This is a genomic window from Granulicella sp. L46 (assembly GCF_009765785.1).
In the GTDB taxonomy this organism is placed as follows: domain Bacteria; phylum Acidobacteriota; class Terriglobia; order Terriglobales; family Acidobacteriaceae; genus Granulicella.
Genome location: NZ_LMUT01000012.1, coordinates 1,060,157 through 1,079,315, shown reverse-complemented (window position 1 = coordinate 1,079,315; position 19,159 = coordinate 1,060,157). Strand labels below are relative to the sequence as shown.

The 19,159-nt window shown below is 60.3% G+C and carries 13 protein-coding genes; 7 read left to right on the top strand and 6 right to left on the bottom strand.

Going from position 1 to position 19,159, the window contains the following annotated elements; genetic code table 11:
* The first annotated feature begins 86 nt into the window (after positions 1 to 86).
* Together GSQ80_RS13955 and GSQ80_RS13950 are read left to right on the top strand one after the other, a co-directional pair.
* Positions 87 to 512: a YtxH domain-containing protein gene (locus GSQ80_RS13955; RefSeq protein WP_158788195.1), complete on the top strand. Its 426-nt coding sequence runs from the start codon at positions 87 to 89 to the stop codon at positions 510 to 512.
* A 184-nt stretch (positions 513 to 696) separates the two neighbouring features.
* Entirely contained in the window at positions 697 to 1,254 is a 558-nt protein-coding gene (locus tag GSQ80_RS13950; RefSeq protein WP_158788194.1) for a hypothetical protein, read from the top strand.
* Between the two features lie 64 nt (positions 1,255 to 1,318).
* On the opposite strand, the gene mnmA is transcribed toward GSQ80_RS13950, so the two are convergent.
* A complete protein-coding gene (mnmA, locus tag GSQ80_RS13945; protein ID WP_158788193.1) occupies positions 1,319 to 2,443 on the bottom strand; it encodes a tRNA 2-thiouridine(34) synthase MnmA in 1,125 nt (374 codons plus the stop codon).
* 100 nt (positions 2,444 to 2,543) lie between these two features.
* Here mnmA and GSQ80_RS13940 point away from each other — a divergent pair, with 100 nt between their 5' ends.
* Positions 2,544 to 3,764 carry an MFS transporter gene (locus GSQ80_RS13940; protein ID WP_158788192.1) on the top strand — a complete coding sequence of 407 codons (1,221 nt, stop codon included), beginning with the start codon at positions 2,544 to 2,546 and terminating at the stop codon, positions 3,762 to 3,764.
* A gap of 4 nt (positions 3,765 to 3,768) precedes the next feature.
* Here the strand turns inward: GSQ80_RS13940 and GSQ80_RS13935 are convergent, their stop codons facing one another.
* Positions 3,769 to 4,947, bottom strand: coding sequence for a glycosyltransferase family 2 protein (locus GSQ80_RS13935; protein WP_158788191.1), 1,179 nt, complete (start codon positions 4,945 to 4,947; stop codon positions 3,769 to 3,771).
* Between the two features lie 144 nt (positions 4,948 to 5,091).
* Between GSQ80_RS13935 and GSQ80_RS13930 the strand changes: the two genes are divergently transcribed.
* The 4 genes from GSQ80_RS13930 (at position 5,092) to GSQ80_RS13915 (ending at position 10,912) form a co-directional block, all read left to right on the top strand.
* Positions 5,092 to 6,732, top strand: coding sequence for a glycosyltransferase family 39 protein (locus GSQ80_RS13930; RefSeq protein WP_158788190.1), 1,641 nt, complete (start codon positions 5,092 to 5,094; stop codon positions 6,730 to 6,732).
* A 14-nt stretch (positions 6,733 to 6,746) separates the two neighbouring features.
* A complete protein-coding gene (locus GSQ80_RS13925) occupies positions 6,747 to 8,456 on the top strand; it encodes a glycosyltransferase family 39 protein (protein WP_158788189.1) in 1,710 nt (569 codons plus the stop codon).
* 164 nt (positions 8,457 to 8,620) lie between these two features.
* Positions 8,621 to 9,955, top strand: a complete 1,335-nt coding sequence (locus GSQ80_RS13920) for an NAD(P)/FAD-dependent oxidoreductase (protein ID WP_158788188.1) — start codon at positions 8,621 to 8,623, stop codon at positions 9,953 to 9,955.
* Between the two features lie 21 nt (positions 9,956 to 9,976).
* On the top strand, positions 9,977 to 10,912 hold the full coding sequence (locus GSQ80_RS13915; RefSeq protein WP_158788187.1) for an NAD(P)-dependent oxidoreductase: 936 nt from the start codon (positions 9,977 to 9,979) through the stop codon (positions 10,910 to 10,912).
* 75 nt (positions 10,913 to 10,987) lie between these two features.
* Here GSQ80_RS13915 and GSQ80_RS13910 read toward each other — a convergent pair whose 3' ends face one another.
* From GSQ80_RS13910 to GSQ80_RS13895, 4 genes are all read right to left on the bottom strand, one after another.
* Positions 10,988 to 14,395: a TonB-dependent receptor gene (locus tag GSQ80_RS13910; protein WP_158788186.1), complete on the bottom strand. Its 3,408-nt coding sequence runs from the start codon at positions 14,393 to 14,395 to the stop codon at positions 10,988 to 10,990.
* A 479-nt stretch (positions 14,396 to 14,874) separates the two neighbouring features.
* Complete coding sequence (locus tag GSQ80_RS13905) at positions 14,875 to 15,447, bottom strand: hypothetical protein (RefSeq protein WP_158788185.1); 573 nt, start codon at positions 15,445 to 15,447, stop codon at positions 14,875 to 14,877.
* 57 nt (positions 15,448 to 15,504) lie between these two features.
* On the bottom strand, positions 15,505 to 17,154 hold the full coding sequence (locus GSQ80_RS13900) for a trehalase family glycosidase (protein WP_158788184.1): 1,650 nt from the start codon (positions 17,152 to 17,154) through the stop codon (positions 15,505 to 15,507).
* A 77-nt stretch (positions 17,155 to 17,231) separates the two neighbouring features.
* A complete protein-coding gene (locus tag GSQ80_RS13895) occupies positions 17,232 to 19,073 on the bottom strand; it encodes an alpha-glucosidase (protein WP_158788183.1) in 1,842 nt (613 codons plus the stop codon).
* Positions 19,074 to 19,159: the final 86 nt, after the last annotated feature.

The following is a 19,159-nucleotide window of genomic DNA, read 5'->3' as shown; positions in this document are numbered from 1 at the left end:
GGTTTCTACGACCGGAATTTCGAACTATTTACAAGCCGGAAGAGAGTATGCTGTCGCAGAAGGTTAAGTCTCGATAGGAGAGTGTAATGGCAGACAATGACAGCGCAGGCGGATTCGGATGGTTTCTGGCAGGGCTGGGTATCGGGGCGCTGGTTGGTGTGTTGTACGCGCCGAAGTCGGGCAAAGAGACCCGCGACGACCTGAGGGCCGGCGCGCTTGAAGCGAAAGATCGCGCGAACGACCTCTATGAGCAGGGCAAGACCCAGGCGGCAGCTTATGCCGAGCAGGGCAAGCAGGCTGCGAGCGATTATGTGGACAAGAGCAAGCAGGTTGCGGCGGATTATGTCGACAAAGGCAAGGAGTTTTACGACAAGGGACGCACCCAGTGGTCGCAGTATGTGGACAAGGGCAAGGACCTGATCCAGACACAGGCCGACGCGGCGAAGGCTGCCATGGATGCTGGCAAGGAAGCGTATGTGTCGAAGACGAACGATTCGACGCCGGTTGTCTAGGCTGATTGGTTCGTGGTTGAAATAGGTGACGACTTGTTGCGATAAGGGCCGGTGACTGCCGGCCCTTCGTCGCGATTGGCTGCTGGTGGGCAGTGGATGTGCGACTGCGGCACTTGCATGGATGTGCAGGAAACGCACAAGATAGTAACGATCAACAGTTTGCAGGGCGAACAGGAGCAGAGTCATGCCGGTACTGAGTAGCGTAGCAGTGGTTATCTTCCAGTCGACTTCGGAGTTGACGCAACGCGATATTCATTGGGCGATGCTCTTTCTCGCGGTCATCGCGCTAGCGCTGGTGGCGCAGGCGATTGGCGTGCTTGTGGGCGCCGCATTTGGGGCGAAGCTGCTGCACAAGGTCAGCGTAATTGCGGACATCGTGGAGACGAAGACGGGGCCGATTATGGATCGGACCGCAAACATTCTGAAGGAGCTTGAGCCCAAGGTGAAGAGCGTTGGGGAGAGTGCCGAGCACATCTCGTCGACCGTGCGGGTGAAGGTGGACGAACTGGGCGCGACCATGACCGAATTGAATGCGACGATGCGCGACATCAATGGGCGCACGCGAGTGCAGGTGCAGCGCGCGGATAACATCGTGACTGATGCGATGCAGGCTACCGAGGAGATCTCGCAGACCGTGCAGCATGGGATCAAAGCGCCGCTGAAGCAGGTTGCGGGAGTGATCGCGGGCGTGCGGGCTGCGGTTGAGACTCTGGCGGCAAGATCGCCGTTTGGGCGGAGATAAACGCCGGGCGTGTCTGTCTTAGAGATATTGCATGGAGACCCGGATTGGTGGGCGAGAGGGTGAGTTAGAAGATCCAGCCGCCGCCGGCTACTTCGTCGTCCTGGTAGAAGACTGCGGACTGGCCGGGGGTGATGGCGCGCTGGGGTTCGTCGAAGACGGCTTCGATGGTGTCGGGGCCGGTCACGCGGAGGGTTGCGGGAGCGGGCTCGTGGCGGTGGCGGATCTTGATGGCCACGCGGATGGGCTCAGAGGGCTCGGGGATGGAGACCCAGTTGAGGCGGTTGGCGGTTAGGCGGGTGGAGAGAAGCTGATCGTCGGGGCCGACTTCTACCTGATGGGAATCGGGATGAATCTTTAGGACGTACAGCGGGTCGGGGCTGCTGAGGCCGAGGCCCTTGCGCTGGCCTACGGTGAAGGCGTGGATGCCTTCGTGGCGGCCTGCGACTTCGCCGGATGTGGAGACAAGTTCGCCGGAGGAATCGGGGAGGGGCTCACCCTGCTCGGCGAGGTAGGCGGTGAGGAAGCTCTGGTAGCTGCCGCCGGGGATGAAGCAGATTTCCTGCGAGTCGGGCTTCTGGGCTAGATCGAGGCCGTGGTCGGCGGCCATGGAGCGGACGGCTGGCTTCTGCATTTCGCCGAGGGGGAAGAGGGTGCGGGAGAGCTGGTCTTGTGTGAGGCCGAAGAGGAAGTAGGTCTGGTCCTTGCTGCGGTCGGCTGGGCGAGAGAGGATCCAACGGCCGCGGGCTCCGTCGTAGTGATTGCGGGCGTAGTGGCCGGTGGCGATGCGCTCCGCGCCGATCTGGCGGGCGGTCAGGAGGAGCTGATCGAACTTGAGGTGGTTGTTGCAGAGGGTGCAGGGAATGGGGGTACGGCCGGCGAGGTACTCGCTGACGAAGGGGCGGACGACCTCGGCTTCGAAGCGGTCCTGGGCGTTGACGAGGTAGTAGGGGATGCCGAGGTGCTCGGCTACATGGCGAGCGTCGTAGACGTCGTCGATGGAGCAGCAGCGGCCCTGGGGGACGGTTTCGGGGAGGCCGAGGTCGGCGTAGTTGGCGGCGAGGCGGCGCTGGTTCCAGAGCTGGAGGGTGAGGCCGACGAGAGGGTGTCCCTGGGCGTGCAGGAGCGCGGCGACGGCGGAGGAGTCGACGCCACCGGACATGGCTACGGCAATGGTGTCCTGCTGAGACATAAAGGCCTTAGGTAAGATGATAGTCTGCGGCGCAGTTTGCGGGAAATCCGATTGGGCTGAGAGTTGAGGTTGTTGTTTGGACGATAGGCAGCAGAGTGCGATGGCGGGACGATGGGCACTGCCGTTCCTAGGCGTGGCGTGCGCGGTGGGCGTGGCGTCGATTTACTTTAACCAGCCGCTGTTGCTGGTGATGGGCAAGACGTTTGGGCGCGATGCGCGGGCGATGGAGTGGGTGGCGGTGGCGACGCAGCTGGGCTATGCGGCGGGGATTTTATTCTTTGTGCCGCTGGGCGATGTGGCGGAGCGGCGCTCGCTGATGATGCGGATGTATGCGGCGGTGAGCGTGGCGCTGGTGTTGGCGGCGCTCGCACAGGGTTTGGCGTGGATGATTGTTGCGAGCGCGCTGGTGGGGTTGATGGCCGCGGTGACGCACGTGGTGTTGCCGATTGCTCCAGACCTGGTGAACCATGATCAGCGGGGCAAAGCGATTGGGACGGTGATGACGGGGCTGTTGCTGGGGATTCTGCTGGCGCGGACGTTTGCGGGATGGCTGGCGAACGTGGCGGGATGGCGATCGGTGTTTTTGGTGGCCGCGGTGCTGAATTTGTCTTTCGTGCCAGTGATGTGGAAGGTGATGCCGAGGATGCTGCCGCGAGAGTCGCTGACGTATGGGCAGGCGATGCGGTCGTTGTGGACGCTGTTCAGGACTGAGCCGCTGTTGCGCGAGGCGGGCGTGCTGGGGGCGTTGACATTTGCGTCATTCAGCTGCTTCTGGACAACGTTGGCGTACCTGCTGAATTCGCATTATGGGCTGGGGCCGGGCGTGGCGGGGACGTTTGGGATTGTGGGCGCGGCGGGTGCGCTGGTTGCGCCGTTTGCGGGATGGCTGGCGGACAAGCGGGGGACACGGTTCGTGGTGACAGCGGCGGGCGCGGTGATGACGGGCTCGTATATTTGGCTGCTGGTGACGGAGGGCTTGCGGGCGTCGACTGCATGGCACATGGTGGCGTTGGTGGTGGGGGTGGTGGCGCTGGATGTGGGCCAGCAGATGATGCAGGTGGGCAACCAAACGCGGATTTTTGGGTTGGGAGCGGGGGCGCGGAGTCGGCTGAATACGATCTATATGACGATATTTTTTGCGGGCGGTGCGATGGGGTCGGCGCTGGCGGGTTGGGCGTGGTGGCGTTGGGGATGGAATGGGGTGTGCGGACTGGCGCTGGTATTGATTGCCGCGGCGGGGATTCGGCATTTTACGGGATACAGCCGCACGCATGGAGAGGCGCGGGTGCATGTGCCGGCTAAGGAGTGCGATCCGGTCTAGATGGCTAGTGGCGGATTTCGGTCGCGGTGACGGGGGTGTCGTCGGGGAGGGCTGAGGCCTGGGCACGGCGTTCGGCGCGGAGAGCGGCAGAGCGGCGGGCTTGACGCCAGGTGGTCATGGCAGTGACGCCGTAGTTCCAGACAGCGCTGAAGAGCAGGCCAGTGATGCCGGCGAGGGGCCAGGGCATGCCCTGACGAAACGCTTCGGCGCTGATGAGGACGTTGGCGATGCCGCCGAGTGAGCACGCAATGCAGAAGCTCAACATGCCGAACCAGAAGGCGGAGCCGCGGCGGCGGCGATCGCGATAGGTGAAGGAGTTGTTGAGGACGTAGTTCAGGATCATGACGATGCCCGTGGCGCAGGCCTGCGACTCGATGAAGGTGAAGCGTTCGACCTTGAGGAGGAGGCCGAGAAGCAGCAGATGGATGACGGCTCCGATGGTACCGACGAGGCAGAAGAGGACGAAGCGAACGGAGACGTAGCTGCCGATGAATTTGTCGAGGATGAGCTCGAGGTACTCGAGGCCAACGATGAGGTCGAGCTTGCTTTGGCCGTGCTGGCGAAGGCGGAAGTGGTAGGGGACTTCGCCGACGCGGACCTGGCCGTCGGCGGAGAGGACGACGTCGAGCAGGATCTTGAAGCCGATGGCGGTGAGGCGATGGGCGATGCGCTCGAAGAAAGAGCGGCGAACGATGAAGAAGCCGCTCATGGGATCGGTGAGGTGGGCGTGACGCTCGACTCCGCTGAGACGGCGGCCTAGACGGCTGAGTTTGATGCGCCAGTCAGAGAAGTCGCCCATGCTGCCGCCGCCGATGTTGCGGGAGCCGACGACGAGGTCGAGGTCTTCGGAAGATATCTTGCGGTACATCTCGGGGAGCACGGTCTCGTCATGCTGGAGGTCGGCATCCATTACAGCGATGTACGGTGCGGCGGTGGCGAGCATGCCCTCGATGCAGGCGGAGGAGAGGCCGCGGCGGCCGATGCGATGGAGAACGTGGAGATTGTCCTGGGTGCGGGAGAGGTGCTTGACGACGGCTGCGGTGCCATCGGGTGAGTCATCGTCGACGACGATGACCTCGTAGCGGATATCATGGAGGGTGTTGCGCAACCTCTCCAGCAAGATGCCGATGTTCTCGCGCTCGTTCAGCGTGGGAATCACGATGCAAAGATCATAAGACGGCATTGAGATCCTCTGGCGAGTCACCGAAGAAGGTTAGGAGCGTTGTTCAGACTGCGTCGACAACGTGCATAACGATAGATGCTTGCTGCGCTGTTTCGCGCACGATTAGATTATAAGTTACTGACAACCATCAAAGTCGAGAGATAGATGATTTTAGGATCCGCGGCGAAACAGAAGGCAAGCTCTGCACTCGAACGAATCGAAGAGAAGGTGGAACAGCATGCCGGGGCCGGGATGGTTGTGCTGCTGTGCCTGCTGTTCGTCGCGCTGGTGGGGCTGGCTGCGAGCGACTACCTTTGGTATGACGAGCTGATTATTGTGCGGGTGGCTGCGCTGCCGCACTGGCACGATATCTGGAATTTTTATGCGAGTGGGCTGGATACGATTGGGCTGTTGTATGCGCTGGTGTTGCATGCGCTGAGAATCTTCCCGGTGGATGACGAGATTCGGTCGCGGCTCCCGGCGATCGTGAGTTTCCTGGGGATGTTGTGGTGCGTGTTTGTGTTTGTGCGACGGCGCTATGCGGCTGTGTATGCGTTCGCTGTGGTGCTGTTGCTGACGACGTTTCCGCTGCTGGCCTTTGCGGTATTTGCGAAGAGCTACACGTTGGAGCTGGCGGGGCTGGGATTTGCAATGATCTGCTGGCAAAAGGGGCTGGAGCAAAGCAGCGGATGGGGCGCGTTCGGGGTGTGGTGCGGACTGGCTGTGGCGATCTCTTCGCATACGTTTGCGGTTTTTCTGATGGTGCCGTTTGCGGCGGCGCAATGGCGGGCGGATGCACGGCGGCGGCGGGTTAACTGGGCGATGTGGGCAGCGCTGGTGCTGTTTCCGGCGGCGCTGCTGCCGGTGTTGGCGGGTGATCTGAGGGCGGCGAAACTGTATGGCTCGAACTTCTGGTCGCAGCCGAGTTCAGCGCTGATGAAGCAGACGTATATCGACTATTTCGCAACCAACTGGCGGTTCCTGGTGATCCTGCTGATCGCGGGATTGATTGCGTCGCTGATGCTTGCGGATGGGAAGAGTGCAGAGGAATTGACGGAGAGGAAGAAGGAATTTTCAGGGCCGGAGTGGATGCTGGTGGGGCTGTTGACAGCGCTGCCGGCGTTCGTGCTGCCGGCGTCGTACCTGCTGCATGCGTATCGCGCGGATTATGTGATGGGGTATGCGATCGGGCTGGGGATTCTGCTGGTGGCCTCGTTTGCTGAGCAGTCGCGGCGAACGGGAGCGGCGGGGACGGTGTTGCTGATCCTGTTTGCGGCGGTGACGCTGAAGGTGGATTTGAAGACGATGCCCCAGGGTATTCGCGCGCTGGTGCATCCAAAGAGCGTGCATGCCGCGCTGGCGGCGCGATACAACAGCGAGCAGTGGGTGAAGGTGCTGGAGAGAAGCGATCTGCCGGTGCTGGTGGGCGATCACCTGCTTTATACGCGGTTGGATTGTTATGCTTCACCGGAACTGAAACGGCGGCTGTATTTTCTGACGGATTTTGCGGAGGTCCGTACGTATCCGATGTCGGAGACGTCGCAGAGAAACTTTCTGGTGTTTGGAAAGCTGCTGGGATATCAGACGATGGATGTGGGCGAGTTTTTGCCGGAGCACCGTCATGCGCTGATGGCGGTAGGCGTGATGTTGGGGACGTACTGGCTGCCGCCGTACATGATGCACCAGGCGCAGTTGGGGAACGCGTCGTTGCGACTGTTGGGGCCGGGGTTTGAGGAGCCGGATGTGTATGAGGTGCAGTTCAGCCGGCTGCCGGAGTTTCCTGTGGCGGAGCAGCGGCAGCGATGAAGGAAGAGTGCTGATTGCGAGTCGCGCGTAAATTTCGGCTGCCGGCGTTGTTCTGCGCGTTCGCGGTGCTGGTGTGCGAACTGGTGAGTTGGCCGTATACGACGATGGGCGTATGCGACGACATGTCGTACATCCTGATTGCGCGCAAGGTGGCGGAGACCGGGCACATCTTTTATAACGGGCCAACGACGCCGATGCTGGGGTGGCAGCTTTACCTGGGGGCGTTGTTTATTAAGTTGTTTGGTTACTCGCTGACGACGGTGCGAATGAGCACGCTGCTGGTGTCGATGGTGCTGGCGTTTGTGTTGCAGCGGGTGTTGGTGCGGGCGAATATAAGCGAGCGGAATGCGATGCTGGGTACGCTGGCGCTTGTGCTCTCCCCGTTGTACCTGGTGCTTTCGGTTACGTTCATGTCGGACATCCAGGGATTGTTTGCGATCGTGCTGTGCCTGTATGGATGCTTGCGCGCGCTGCAGGCTGCGACGCCTCGGGCGGCGGTTGGGTGGGTGTGTTTTGCCGTGGCAGCGGATGGAATCTGTGGGACGTCGCGACAGATTGCCTGGCTGGGGATTTTGGTGATGGTGCCGTCGGCGGTGTGGCTGCTGCGGTCGCGGAGGAATGTATTTGTTGGGGCGGCGGCGGTGAATGTGGCGGGGATGCTTTGGGTTTTTGGATGCCTGCAGTGGTTCAAACACCAGCCCTACAACGTGCCGGAGCATGTGTTTTCTGACAGCTTTAATGCGAGCCAAGCGGCGGGCCAATTAGGGCATATCTTTCTGGATGCGCCGTTTCTGCTGCTTCCGATTGTGGCGTTGTTCCTGCCGGGAATACGGAGGAATCGGCGGTGGGTGCTGGTGGTTGGCGCGGTGTTGGCTGCAGGTTGTTTATTCCTAGCGACGTATCCGAGCCATGTGCGTGGCAGCTTTCCACTGGACCCGACGGGTGGTGACTGGGTGGGCGTGCATGGGGTGTACGAGTTCATGATCCTCAAAGGCAATCCGCCTCTGTTTCTGAATAGAGCGGTGCAGGCGTTGGTGACGGTTGTGTCGGTCGGCGGGGTGTTGGGTTTGATCTCGCTGCTGGGCGATGGACGGACTTCGCGGAGGACGGAGAATGCTGCGGGGGTTTCCTGGAAGCAGCTGGGTTTGCTGTTGGGGCCGTTCGTGGTGGTGTATGTGCTGTTGCTGATTCCGCGCGCGGGAGACTTTCATTTGACCGAGCGCTACTTGTTGGCGCTGCTGGTGGTCGCGTTGGTTTGCATGGTGCGGTACTACCAGGATGCGATCCGGCCCGAGCTGCCGTGGGTGTGCGCCGCGCTGGTGGGGGTGATGGCGATCTATGGAGTGGTGAATACGCACAATACGTTTGCGGTCGATCGCGGGCGTGTGGTGCTGGCGAATGAACTGCTGGCGGCGGGCGTTCCTGATACGGCGGTGGACAATGGCTGGGAGTATAACCAGGGGGTTGAGCTCGAGCATGCGGGTTTCATCAACGATTACAGGATGATCAATCCGAAGGGAATGTATAAGGAAGCGCCGCCGCTGCCCGCGGGCACGTGCGACGTGAACGGACATGATCTGACGCCGCACATTGTGCCGCGGTATGGGATCTCGTTTGACCCGGGCGCGTGCTACGGGCAGGCGCCGTTCGCGCCGGTGCATTATTCGCGATGGCTTGGGTCGGAGCCGGGGACGCTCTATGTTGTGTATTACACGAAACCGTGAGGGGATAGCTTAGCGCGCGCTGCTTACGACTGTTTCCTATGCCCGGTAGGAAGCGGTAGAACGCAGGGTAGCCGTGTAGACTCAAAGCCAAGCAGACACGCAGTTTAGAAACCTGGAGCCGGTCTCGGATTCCGGTGATATGAATGCAAGCAAGAGGGGAATGAATGGCTCGTGTAGTTGTAGTTGGGGCAGGAGCGATGGGCCTGGCAGCTGGGTATCGGGCTGCCAAAGACGGGCATTCCGTCGATGTGATTGAGGCGGCGCCGGAGCCGGGCGGGATGGCTGGCCACTTCGATTTTGGAGGGCTGTCGTTGGAGAGGTTTTATCATTTCGCGTGCCTGTCGGATCTGCCGACGTTTGAGCTGATGAACGAGTTGGGCATTGGCGATAAGATGATTTGGCGGAAGACGACGATGGGGTACTTTGACGGGAAGCTGCATGCGTGGGGCGATCCGATTTCACTGTTCAAGTATCCGGGGCTGAATTTATTCGAGAAGATGCGGTATGGGTTGTTCGCGTTTGTGTGTGTACGACGGAATAGCTGGCCGGTGCTGGAGCATGAGTCGGCGAAGGACTGGATTCTGCGGTGGTGTGGGCAGTCGATCTATGATCGTTTCTGGAAGCCGCTGTTCGAGTTTAAGTTTTACGAGTATGCGGATAACATTTCAGCCTCGTGGATATGGACGCGGATTCGACGGATTGGGCGGTCGCGCAAGAGCATGTTGGAGGAGCGGCTGGGTTATATCGACGGCGGCACGCTGACGCTGGTGAATGCGCTGATCGAGGGAATCAAGGCGCACGGTGGACGGGTGCATTTGGGAACGCCGGCGCAGCGGGTGCTGACGGCGGATGGGCGTGTGACGGGAGTGCAGACTCCGCAGCAGACGTTCGCTGCTGATGCGGTGATCTGCACGACGCCGACACCGTTTGTCAGCGCGATGGTGCCAGACCTTCCAGAGGAGTGGAAGCAGAAGTACGATGCGATCCACAACATTGGCGTGATCTGCGTGATCTTCAAGTTGGCGCGCCGAGTGACGCCGCACTTCTGGGTAAATATTTCGGCTCCGGGGATTGAGATTCCGGGAATTATTGAGTTCTCGAATTTACGCGATATGGGCGGCGACGCGATTGTGTATGTGCCGTATTACATGCCGGTGACGCATGAGAAGTTTTCGTGGCCGGATGAGCGGTTGCTGGCGGAGGCGTTTGGGTGTCTGCAGCAGATTAATCCGATGGTCGGCGACGTGGATGTGAAGGACACGAAGGTGGCACGACTGCGTTATGGGCAGCCGATCTGCGAGCCGGGATTTGCGGCGAAGATTCCTCCGGTGAAGACGCCGATTGAGGGGCTGCAGATCGCCGATACCTGCTATTACTACCCGGAGGATCGCGGCATTGCGGAGAGCGTGAGGCTGGGATCGGCGATGGCGCGAGCGGTGGGCGCGCGGGCTATAGTGGAAGACAAACCGATTTTGGAACGCATGACAGATCGCGCATGACGCGCATCTTTTCTGGAGAGTATGACGACTAGAAAAATTGTGATTACCGGGGCTGCGGGCCTGGTCGGGCAGAATCTGCTTCCGCGATTGAAGCGTAAGAACCTGGGCGAGTTAGTCGCCATCGATAAGCATCCGAAGAACACGGCGATTCTGAGGCAGCTGCATCCGGAGTTGCGGGTGATTGAGGCTGACCTTGCCGAGGCTGGGCCGTGGCAGCAGGAGCTTGAGGGCTGCACGCACCTGATGATTGGGCATGCGCAGATCGGCGGCCTGTTTCCAGAAGAGTATGTGCGCAACAACGTTACGGCGACGGAGCGGCTGCTGGAGACCGCGCTGCGGTACAAGGTTCCGTATGCGGTGAATATTTCTTCGTCGGTGGTGAACTCGATGGCGGTGGATGATTACACCGAGACGAAGAAGGCGCAGGAGGCGTTGGGAGCGCAGTCTGGGATCAAGCAGGTGGTGCTGCGGCCGACGCTGATGTTTGGATGGTTCGATCGCAAGCATGTGGGTTGGCTGGGACGGTTCATGCAGCGGGTGCCAGTGTTTCCGGTGCCGGGCGATGGAAAGTTTCTGCGGCAGCCACTGTATGCGGGAGATTTTGCGGACATCATTGCTTCGTCGATCGAGACGGAGATTACGGGCGCGTACAACATTACGGGCATGGAGCGGATTGACTATATCGACCTGATCCGGCTGCTGAAACAGGCGACGGGGGCGAAGGCGCGGATTGTTAAGCTGCCGTATCGTGTGTTCTGGACGCTGCTGAAGGCGAATGCGCTGTGGGACAAGAACCCTCCGTTTACGACCAAGCAACTGGAGGCGTTGGTGACGCCGGATGTGTTTGAGGTGATCGATTGGCCGGGAATATTTCAGGTGCGGTCGACGCCGTTGAAGGAGGCGTTTTATTCGACGTTTCGTGATCCGGTGTACTCGCAGGTGGCGCTGGATTTTTAGCGGCTGCGTGGTGGAATTAAGAGAACGCCCCAATCCTGATGAGGATTGGGGCGTTTTTTGTTGGGAAGGATTGGGTCAGAAGATGATCTTGCCGGCGAACTGAACGTTGAAGGGTTCGCCGGGGCCGATTCCGGGGGCACCGAAGTAGGCGCCAATGGTTGAGCCGATGGAGTTGCCGCCAGCGGCGATCTGCGGTGCGCCCACGGGGGCCAGGTTGATGCGGTTGAAGAGGTTGAACATCTCGGCGCGGAATTGGAAGTTGACGTTACCGGCGATCTTCGTATTCTTGACGACGGAGAAGTCGACGTCGGAGAAGCCGGGGTTGGAGTACTGGTTGCGGCGCTGGTTGCTGATCTGGCCGGGGTTCGGTTCGGAGAAGGCGGCCGGATTGAACCACCGGGCTGCGCCGTCGACGATCTTGTGGGAGACGCCGTTGAAGGCCGAGACACCGGTGACCATGGCGCGGTCAGCGTTGTCGCCATTCCCGAGCTCATCGGCGTTAGCTACGACGCTGAACGGCTGGCCACCGTGCAGGCTGAGAGCGCTGTTGAGTTCCCATCCCGCGGTGAGGCGAGGATAGGTGCTTCCTCCGGGGATCTTGTAGTTCAGCAATGCGGAGAACGTGTTGCGCGTGTCGAAGTCACTGTTGCCATACTCCAGTTTCTGGCGGAAGCTGTCCTGGGGAAGATAGGGGATGAGGCCGGTCTCGTAGTCGAGCGCATGGCTCCAGGTATAGACGACCTGCGAGGTGAGGCCGTGATAGTTGGTGCTGCGCATCGTTGCCTGGAGGCTGTTGTAGTTGGCATTCAGATTGCTGTTGAGCTGGTTGACGTTGCCGATGTTTGGATACTGAAGAAAGTACGGACGAGTGCATTGCTGATACGAGTAGTTGTTGGGATTCGGCGGGAGGCAGGCGGCCGGGAAGTTCGCCGGAAGGTTGTCAGCGGTAAGCAGCTGGCTGCCGATGGCGTAGGGGTTGATGTCGAGGACGCTGGTTAATTTACGTGACAGTGTGCCGAGGTAGCCGAGCTGGGCGATAATCCTGGGTCCGATTTCATGCTGGATATTGACGTTGTAGCTGTAGGTGTAGGACGGACGATAGTTGGGGTTGATGGAGAAGGCGTTGGTGACGCCGGCACCGGCCTGAGTTTGTGCGAGGGTTGGAAAGATTGGCACGCCATTCGAGATGACAACGCCGCCGTCTGGGTTGGTCGGGGTGGCCTGCGCGGTGACGACGGGTTCAGAGCCGGCGAGGTTGTTGCCGATGCCGAGCGCGCCGCCATCGGTGGTGCCGTGAAGGTTGAGGATGGGGAGCATGTAGACGGTGTCGTAGTAGATGCCAGCGCCTGCACGGAGGGTCGTCTTCGGCTCCAGCGCATAGGAGACGCCGATGCGCGGGCTGACAGATCCTTTGAAGGGGTTGTAGAGGATGCTGACGTTGCCGCCCTGGATCGCGAAGCCTCCGGTGAGGGAGGGATCGAAGCTGGTGAGATCCTTGCCGGAGTCGTGGACGCTCTGCGCGTAGTCGTAGCGGATGCCGTAGTTGATGTTCAACTTCGGCGTAACCTGCCATGCGTCCTGCGCGAAGATATTCCAAGTGTTTTCGTAGACGGTGCGTTTCTGATTGCCTTCTGCGATGTAGGCGTTATTGGTGGAGACGCAGCCAGCCATGAAGTCAGCGAGAAGAAGGATGTTGCCGTCTGTTTCAGTGATGGGAGCGTGGCGAACCGTACTAACTGGGGGGGGAGTGCCCGCCGTGGATAGGGCATCGCAGGCAGCGGAACCGCCATTCTGCGACCAGGGTCCCTGCGAGCCGTCGAAGAGGAATACGCCGCGAGCGCCGGTCTGGTAGAAGTCATAGACCTGGGATCTGCGGAACTCACCACCGAAGCGGAACTCATGCTTGCCGATGGTGTAGGCGACTGCATCGTCGAAGTGGCCGGTGATATCTTGACGACCCTCGGGAGGCGTGACACCGACGGGATCGAAACCGCTGGCGCTACTGGTGAGACCGCTACCGGCAGCGGCGCCGCCGATGGTGATCTTGGGTGCGCCAGAAAGGTCGGGAGAGGTAACGCCGGTGTTGAGGCCGAGGGCGACGGGATCGTAGGAGTGATCCGCATCGGAGAAGACCTGATCAAAATAACTGACACCAAAGAAGGCCTGGTTGGCGAGCTTGGGCGAGAAGATGTGGTTGTAGATGACCGCGTAGTTTTCTACGTGGGTAGGGGCGACCTCGAAGTAGGGGTTGAGCTCGCCGCTGGTTGGGGCGGTCTGGTCGCCGTCGGCGAAGTAGCCGCGGATGCTGAGTTGGTTGGATTGGTTGATGTTGTAATCCAGGTGAACGATCGGGTTAAAGCTGTGTCCGTTTTCGGTGCCTGGGTTGAAGTAATTGTTGGGCTGGGCGGGGCCGGTGAGCGCATCGGCAGGCCACAGGTTTGCAAGGAGTGCGGCGGAGACTTGGTTTACGGGGATGCCATAAGAATTGATAAGGACGGTAGCTTCATTCTGGTAGTCGATTGAGGGTTCGGTCTTAGCGGATGCGACGCCGATGACGAAGCCCTGGTGCTCGTACGCGAGAAAGAAGAAGAGCTTGTTTTTCATGATGGGACCGCCGACGCTGCCACCGTAGTCGATGTCACGGGTCTCACTCTTCTTAGAGCCTGAAGGCGCGAAGGGAGTGTTGGCGGCGAAGAACTCGTTGCGGTTGTAGTAGTAGGCGTCGCCATGGAAGACATTGGTTCCGGACTTGATGGAGAGGTTGACGGTGCCGCCGGCGTCGCGGCCGGTCTCGGGCATAGCGCTGGTGATGAAGGAAAACTGCTCGATGGAGTCAAGCGGAACCACGACACCGGCAATACCGTTGACGCCGCCCTGGTTGATGGCGGGAATGTTCCACCAGAGATCGTTGTTGTCGGTACCGTCGATCTGCCAGTTGACCTGGTTCGAACGAACGCCGTCGACCTGTGCGGCGCCGGGGCCGCCGCCGATGGAGTAGCCGGCGAATCCCGGGGTGTACTGGATGAACTGGGTGAAGTCGCGGCCGTTGTTGGGCGCGTCGCTGATGACCTGGCTGGGGATGTCGGTGATGAGGGCGGAGGTGGTGGTGTCGAGCGAGACGCTGGAGGCGACGACTTCTACGGTCTGTGCGGAGGTGGAGACGTCGAGACTCACGGGGAGGGTGTAGGGAACACCGGCGGAGACAGGGATCTTGTCGTATTTGCCGGTGCTGAAGCCGGCTGCGACGATGGTGACGCTATAGGTGCCGACGGGCAGATCCTGAAAGGCGAACCCACCGGCTGAGGAGCTGAAGGTAGTGTGGGTGACGCCTGTATCGACCTCGAGGATGGTGACGGAAGCGTGCGAGAGGATAGCGTCAGTCTTGTCGGTAACGGTTCCATTGAGGCTGCCGCGGAAGTTTTGCGCGGTAGCGGTGACGCCTCCTGCGATGAGAATGGACAACAGAAGCAGAGCAAGAGTCAAAAAGTTCTTCAAGTGAAAATGCTGCACTAAGGCGGCTCCTGAATACACGCGTCCTGTATTGTTCCGGGGAACGATCGGTAGTAGACCTTCACACGCTGCAGGCGTGCGTAGCTCTGAGAGTCGGATCATCTGAAACGGATCAGCGGGTGGGGCTCACGTACGGTGAACAACGTAAACAGGGTAATAGTTGGAATGTAACGTTGGTTTGATCAGTTGGCAAGAGTTTTGGCACGGCACGTGGCGAAAATGACTCTCATTTGAATCGAACGACATTGGTTTGCGACGCAGGTTAATGCGGAAAGTGTGGGTTCAACAGCGGAGATTAGAAGAGGTTGCCCGCGACTTCTTGCGTGACGGACGAAGCGAGATCGGGACTCTCACCATCGTGAGCAGGGACAATGTGATGCCGATCAGGATCGCTGCGTGAGCCAGCGAAACTGATCGGCATGGAGAGCGTTAAACCCGTATGGCGGCTGCGACTACTTTTCTGCAGACAGGATGACGTAGCTGCGCCCGAGATAGAGGCGGTACTGTCCGGGCTTGCCTTCCTCGGCAACAATGTGGAGGGGATCGGGGCGGGTCATTTGTGGGTCACGGACGGTGGCTTCGCGGAGGAGTTCGTTGCCGGCGATATCCATCACAACGATGTGATCGCCGACGAATCCGAAGCCATAGGCGCCGGGGGGAAGACCCTTGCCACCGATTTTGAGATGCACTTCGTTGAGGAGGTAGGCCTGGTAGGTTTGCTGGACCGCGGAGGAGTATCCGGATGTGTCCACCAGCGAGACGAGGACGAGGTCGCCATTGCCGAAGCGAATGCCGGCCGAGTTGCGTCCCTGGACCGTTGCACTCAGGCCCTTGTAGAAGACGGATTTGGGGAGAATGGCGGCGGCCTGCGTGCGATCGAGAACCCCGGGGGTTGCGTCTGTTTTCGCGGAGGAGGTTGGAGAGGCTGCGGTCTGTGCGAAGGCGACTGGAAGGGGAGAGATTCCGACAGCGCAAAGAGTCGAAAGGACGAGAAGGCGGCTGAGCGACTTGGTTTTAATTGTCATGGCGAGCTCCATCATACGGATTGATCTGGTGAGCTCGCAAGGTGGGCGAGGCGATCATCAGTGCAAGGTGAGCGTGCTGGCTGGCTCGGTGAGGATGTCTTCGAGCTGAAGATAGACAGCGTTGGTCCAGCCGAAGCCAACTACGTTGCTTTTGTAGCCGGTTGCGACTTTGACGTTTGCGGAGCCGCTGGCGACGTTGTACTTCTCGCGAATGGTGCCGTCGCGGAGGAAGTTGTCGAGGATGGTAGCGGTGAACTTGCTGGCGATTCGTGCGGCGTCGTCGTGGAAGCCGTTGCGATCGAGGCCTGAGACGGCGAGCCAGGTGATGGGCGCCCAACCGTAGGGCGCGTCCCACTGCACGCCGGAGATCACGTCGCTGGTCTGGAGGCCGCCGTTCTGCTCGAATAGGTCGAGATGACTGCGGACAGCGGTGGCCTGGGCGGAGGTGGCGGCGCCGGCCCATAGCGGGTAGAAGGTGGTGAGGAAGTGATAGCTGGAGCGCTTGCCGGTGACGAAGTTGTAGTCGGTGTAGAGGCCGGCATTCTGGTTCCAGAGGTACTTGTCGATGGCCGCGCGACGGGTTGTGGCGCGGTGGGTCCAAGCGGATGCTTCACTCTTGCGGCCGAGGATGGTGGCGATGTCTGCCATGTCGCGCTCGTACTTGTAGAGCAGGCTATTGAGGCCGACGCCGGCGAAATCGACGGTTGAGCCGGAGAAAGGGCCGAAGCGGAAGCTGGGATCGAAACCGGATTCGCGCATGGCACGGTCGCCGCGGTAGAACGCGGCAGAAAGGCGATGGCCATCGACGACAGCGAGCGCGCAGACGTGGGAGGCGGTGACGTCGCAGCTGGTGTGGGCGAGTTGTTCGGCTTGTGCGGGGGTTGGCTTTGCGGGACCGGTTACGAGGTACTCGGGATGGTCGGTGGGATGAGCGAGAAGCCAGCGGATGACGTCCGGGTAGTAGCTCGAGTCGTCCGCTTGTTCGGGCACGGGGCCTTCGCCGAGGTCGTAATAGCGGGCGAGGCCGGTGGTGCCGGCGCGATGCTCGGGTGAGATCCAGAGAGCGTAGTCGCGCTGTGCGTAGCTGTAGGCGCGGGCTAGCCATTGCTTGTCAGGCTGAGCGCCGGGAGCAGGATGCTCGTATACCTCGCGGATCATGGAGGAGAGAAACGGCGGTTGCGAGCGCGTGAAGTAGTAGGTGCGGTTGGCATTGAGAATGGCGCCGTAGTTGGCGATCTCGAAGAAGAAGTTTTCGACCATGCCCTTGGCGAGTTCGCGGCGACCGTCGTGTTCGAGACCGAGGAGGATGAAGTAACTGTCCCATCCGTACATTTCATTGAAGCGTCCGCCGGGAACGACGTAGCGATTGGGGAGATAGAGAAGGCCTTCGACGGGTAGCTCGGAGGGTGGCACCTCGTTGATGCGATGGATGACGCGCGGTAGATGACGGACATCGATGTTGCAGGACTTGCGCATGGTTTCGACTGCGGGCGGTGTGAGAAGGTCGGCGGGAAGATAAAGGACCGGGACCTGGTGGACCTTGGGATCGACGATGGATTTGCAGTCGTACATTGAGCGCGAGAGTGTGTCCCATCCGTTGTGGATGTAGTCGCGGATCTGGGTCTGGTCGGCTGCGGTCGTGGCCTGCGACAGCGCAGGCAACGAGGCAAGAAGTAAAAGGGCGGAGAGTGCGCGGGTGCGGCTCATGGTGGGCGGTTATCCGTAGAAATGTCAATGGAGTTGGTCCAGCGCGGGCTGCTCCGCCGGACCAGCTGCGAACAAAATTACTGTACGCCTGCTATCCAGCTTGCGTAGGGCGGCAGCGTGATGTTGTTCAGTGTCGAGATCGACGTAAGTGTCGCGTCGCTGGCCGCAAAGGTTTTCACCGTTGTGCCTGTCACCCCTGAGCCCGCGAGGTTGAGGGTGATGGTCTTCGGCGCGGCGGTGAAGTTCATTGCTATGACAACCGCTGGGCCTGAGCCGGTGGAGCGCACGTAGGAGAGAATGTCAGGGTTGCTGGTGTCGAGCATCGTCATGGTGCCGCCGTGGAGCGCAGGAATATCGCGGCGCAGGGCGATGAGTTTCTTGAACCAATTCAGCTGTGAGTTGGGGTCCTTGGACTCGACGGCAACGTTGATGGTCTTGTAGCTCGGTGGAATCGGCAGCCAGGTGTGCGGGTTGGTGCTGAAGCCGGCTTGCGGGCCGGGTGTCCATTGCATGGGGGTGCGCTCTCCATCGCGGCCACGCTCATTTGGCCAGCCGGTGATGCCGATGGGATCGCGTACATCGTCACGCTGCGTGGGCGTGGTGGTGCGCATGCCGATCTCCTGGCCGTAGTACATCAGCGAGGTGGCCCTGGTGGTGAAGAGCATGGTCGCGAGGAGCTTGTTGATCTGGTCGTCATGGATGCCGTCGCCGTAGCGATCGATGGCGCGTACATTGTCGTGATTGTCGAAGACGATGAGCGGCTGCGCGCCATGAATTTGTGTCTCGACTTCCTCGATGCGCTGACGGAAGTCGGCCGCGCTGAGCTTAGCGTGAAGGCCGTGGAAACCGATGAGCATATCCATGGGAAGCTGCAGTTCATTGTGGGCTGTGCCGCCGTACCACTTGTCGAGTTCGGCGGTATTAGGCAGATACGTTTCGCCAATGAGCACGCGGTCGCCGGGATACTTTGCGATCATCGCGCGCATGCGGCGGATGACGTCGTGGACTTCGGGCAAATTGTCGGTGTAGGTGTTGCCAACATTGGGATCACCCTGAGCGTTGATGCCGCCGAGTTCCGGATTATTGCGCAGCTGGAGGTCTTCGAAGAGGCTTGGAATCGCGTCGAGACGGAAGCCTGCGATGCCGCGATCAAGCCAGAACTGCATTGAGCCAAACATCGCTTTCTCGACTGCAGGATTACGCCAGTTGAGGTCGGGCTGCTGCTTGTAGAACTCGTGGTAGTAGAACTGGCGGACCGCGGGGACCCACTCCCAGGCTGAGCCGCCGAAGCCGGATATCCAATTATTGGGCGGGACTACTTTTCCATTGGGGCCGTCGTGCTCGAAGCGCTTTTGATAGGGTGTGACACCGGGGGAATCGGCGGGAATACCGTCGTTCCAGACGTACCATTCGTGTTTGGGATTGGTGCGCGAGCTGGATGCTTCGATGAACCACTGGTGCTTGTCGGAGGTGTGGTTGAGCACCATGTCGAGGAGGACTCGGACGTGGTGTTTCTGGCCCTCGGCGATGAGTCGGTCCATGTCGGCGAGGGTGCCGTACTGCGGGTCGACGGACTCGTAGTTGGAGATGTCGTAACCGAAATCGACTTGCGGCGAGGGATACATGGGAGCGATCCAGACGGCGTCGACGCCGAGCTTCTGGAGGTAGTCGAGGCGCGAGGTGATGCCGTTGAGGTCGCCGATGCCGTCGCCGGTGGAGTCCTGATAGGAGCGAGGGTAGATCTCATAGACGACGGCGTGCTTCCACCAGGGATCGGTAGAGGAGGAGACGGATTTTTCTTTGAGTTGCGCGGCGGAGTGTTGGAGTGGGAGGGTTGCGCACGCAAGGGCGAGGGCTGCGGCTGCGAGGAACGGAAAGCGATGCGAGGCGCGAGAGATGGTTGCGGAAAACGGGTTCATCGAATTGCCTCCAGCGAGACGGGCGAGACGATAGTGATCCGCCGCAGGGTTGAGTTTATCCTCTGGCCGGGGCGATGTTGAAGAGG

Excerpts from the sequence above, each read along its gene's own strand:
- GSQ80_RS13950 (WP_158788194.1), top strand. The coding sequence starts at position 697 with ATGCCGGTACTGAGTAGCGTAGCAGTGGTTATCTTCCAGTCGACTTCG.
- GSQ80_RS13930 (WP_158788190.1), top strand. The coding sequence starts at position 5,092 with ATGATTTTAGGATCCGCGGCGAAACAGAAGGCAAGCTCTGCACTCGAA.
- GSQ80_RS13895 (WP_158788183.1), bottom strand. The coding sequence starts at position 19,073 with ATGAACCCGTTTTCCGCAACCATCTCTCGCGCCTCGCATCGCTTTCCG.
- GSQ80_RS13920 (WP_158788188.1), top strand. The coding sequence starts at position 8,621 with ATGGCTCGTGTAGTTGTAGTTGGGGCAGGAGCGATGGGCCTGGCAGCT.
- GSQ80_RS13900 (WP_158788184.1), bottom strand. The coding sequence starts at position 17,154 with ATGAGCCGCACCCGCGCACTCTCCGCCCTTTTACTTCTTGCCTCGTTG.
- GSQ80_RS13935 (WP_158788191.1), bottom strand. The coding sequence starts at position 4,947 with ATGCCGTCTTATGATCTTTGCATCGTGATTCCCACGCTGAACGAGCGC.
- GSQ80_RS13940 (WP_158788192.1), top strand. The coding sequence starts at position 2,544 with ATGGCGGGACGATGGGCACTGCCGTTCCTAGGCGTGGCGTGCGCGGTG.
- GSQ80_RS13915 (WP_158788187.1), top strand. The coding sequence starts at position 9,977 with ATGACGACTAGAAAAATTGTGATTACCGGGGCTGCGGGCCTGGTCGGG.
- mnmA (WP_158788193.1), bottom strand. The coding sequence starts at position 2,443 with ATGTCTCAGCAGGACACCATTGCCGTAGCCATGTCCGGTGGCGTCGAC.
- GSQ80_RS13905 (WP_158788185.1), bottom strand. The coding sequence starts at position 15,447 with ATGACAATTAAAACCAAGTCGCTCAGCCGCCTTCTCGTCCTTTCGACT.
- GSQ80_RS13955 (WP_158788195.1), top strand. The coding sequence starts at position 87 with ATGGCAGACAATGACAGCGCAGGCGGATTCGGATGGTTTCTGGCAGGG.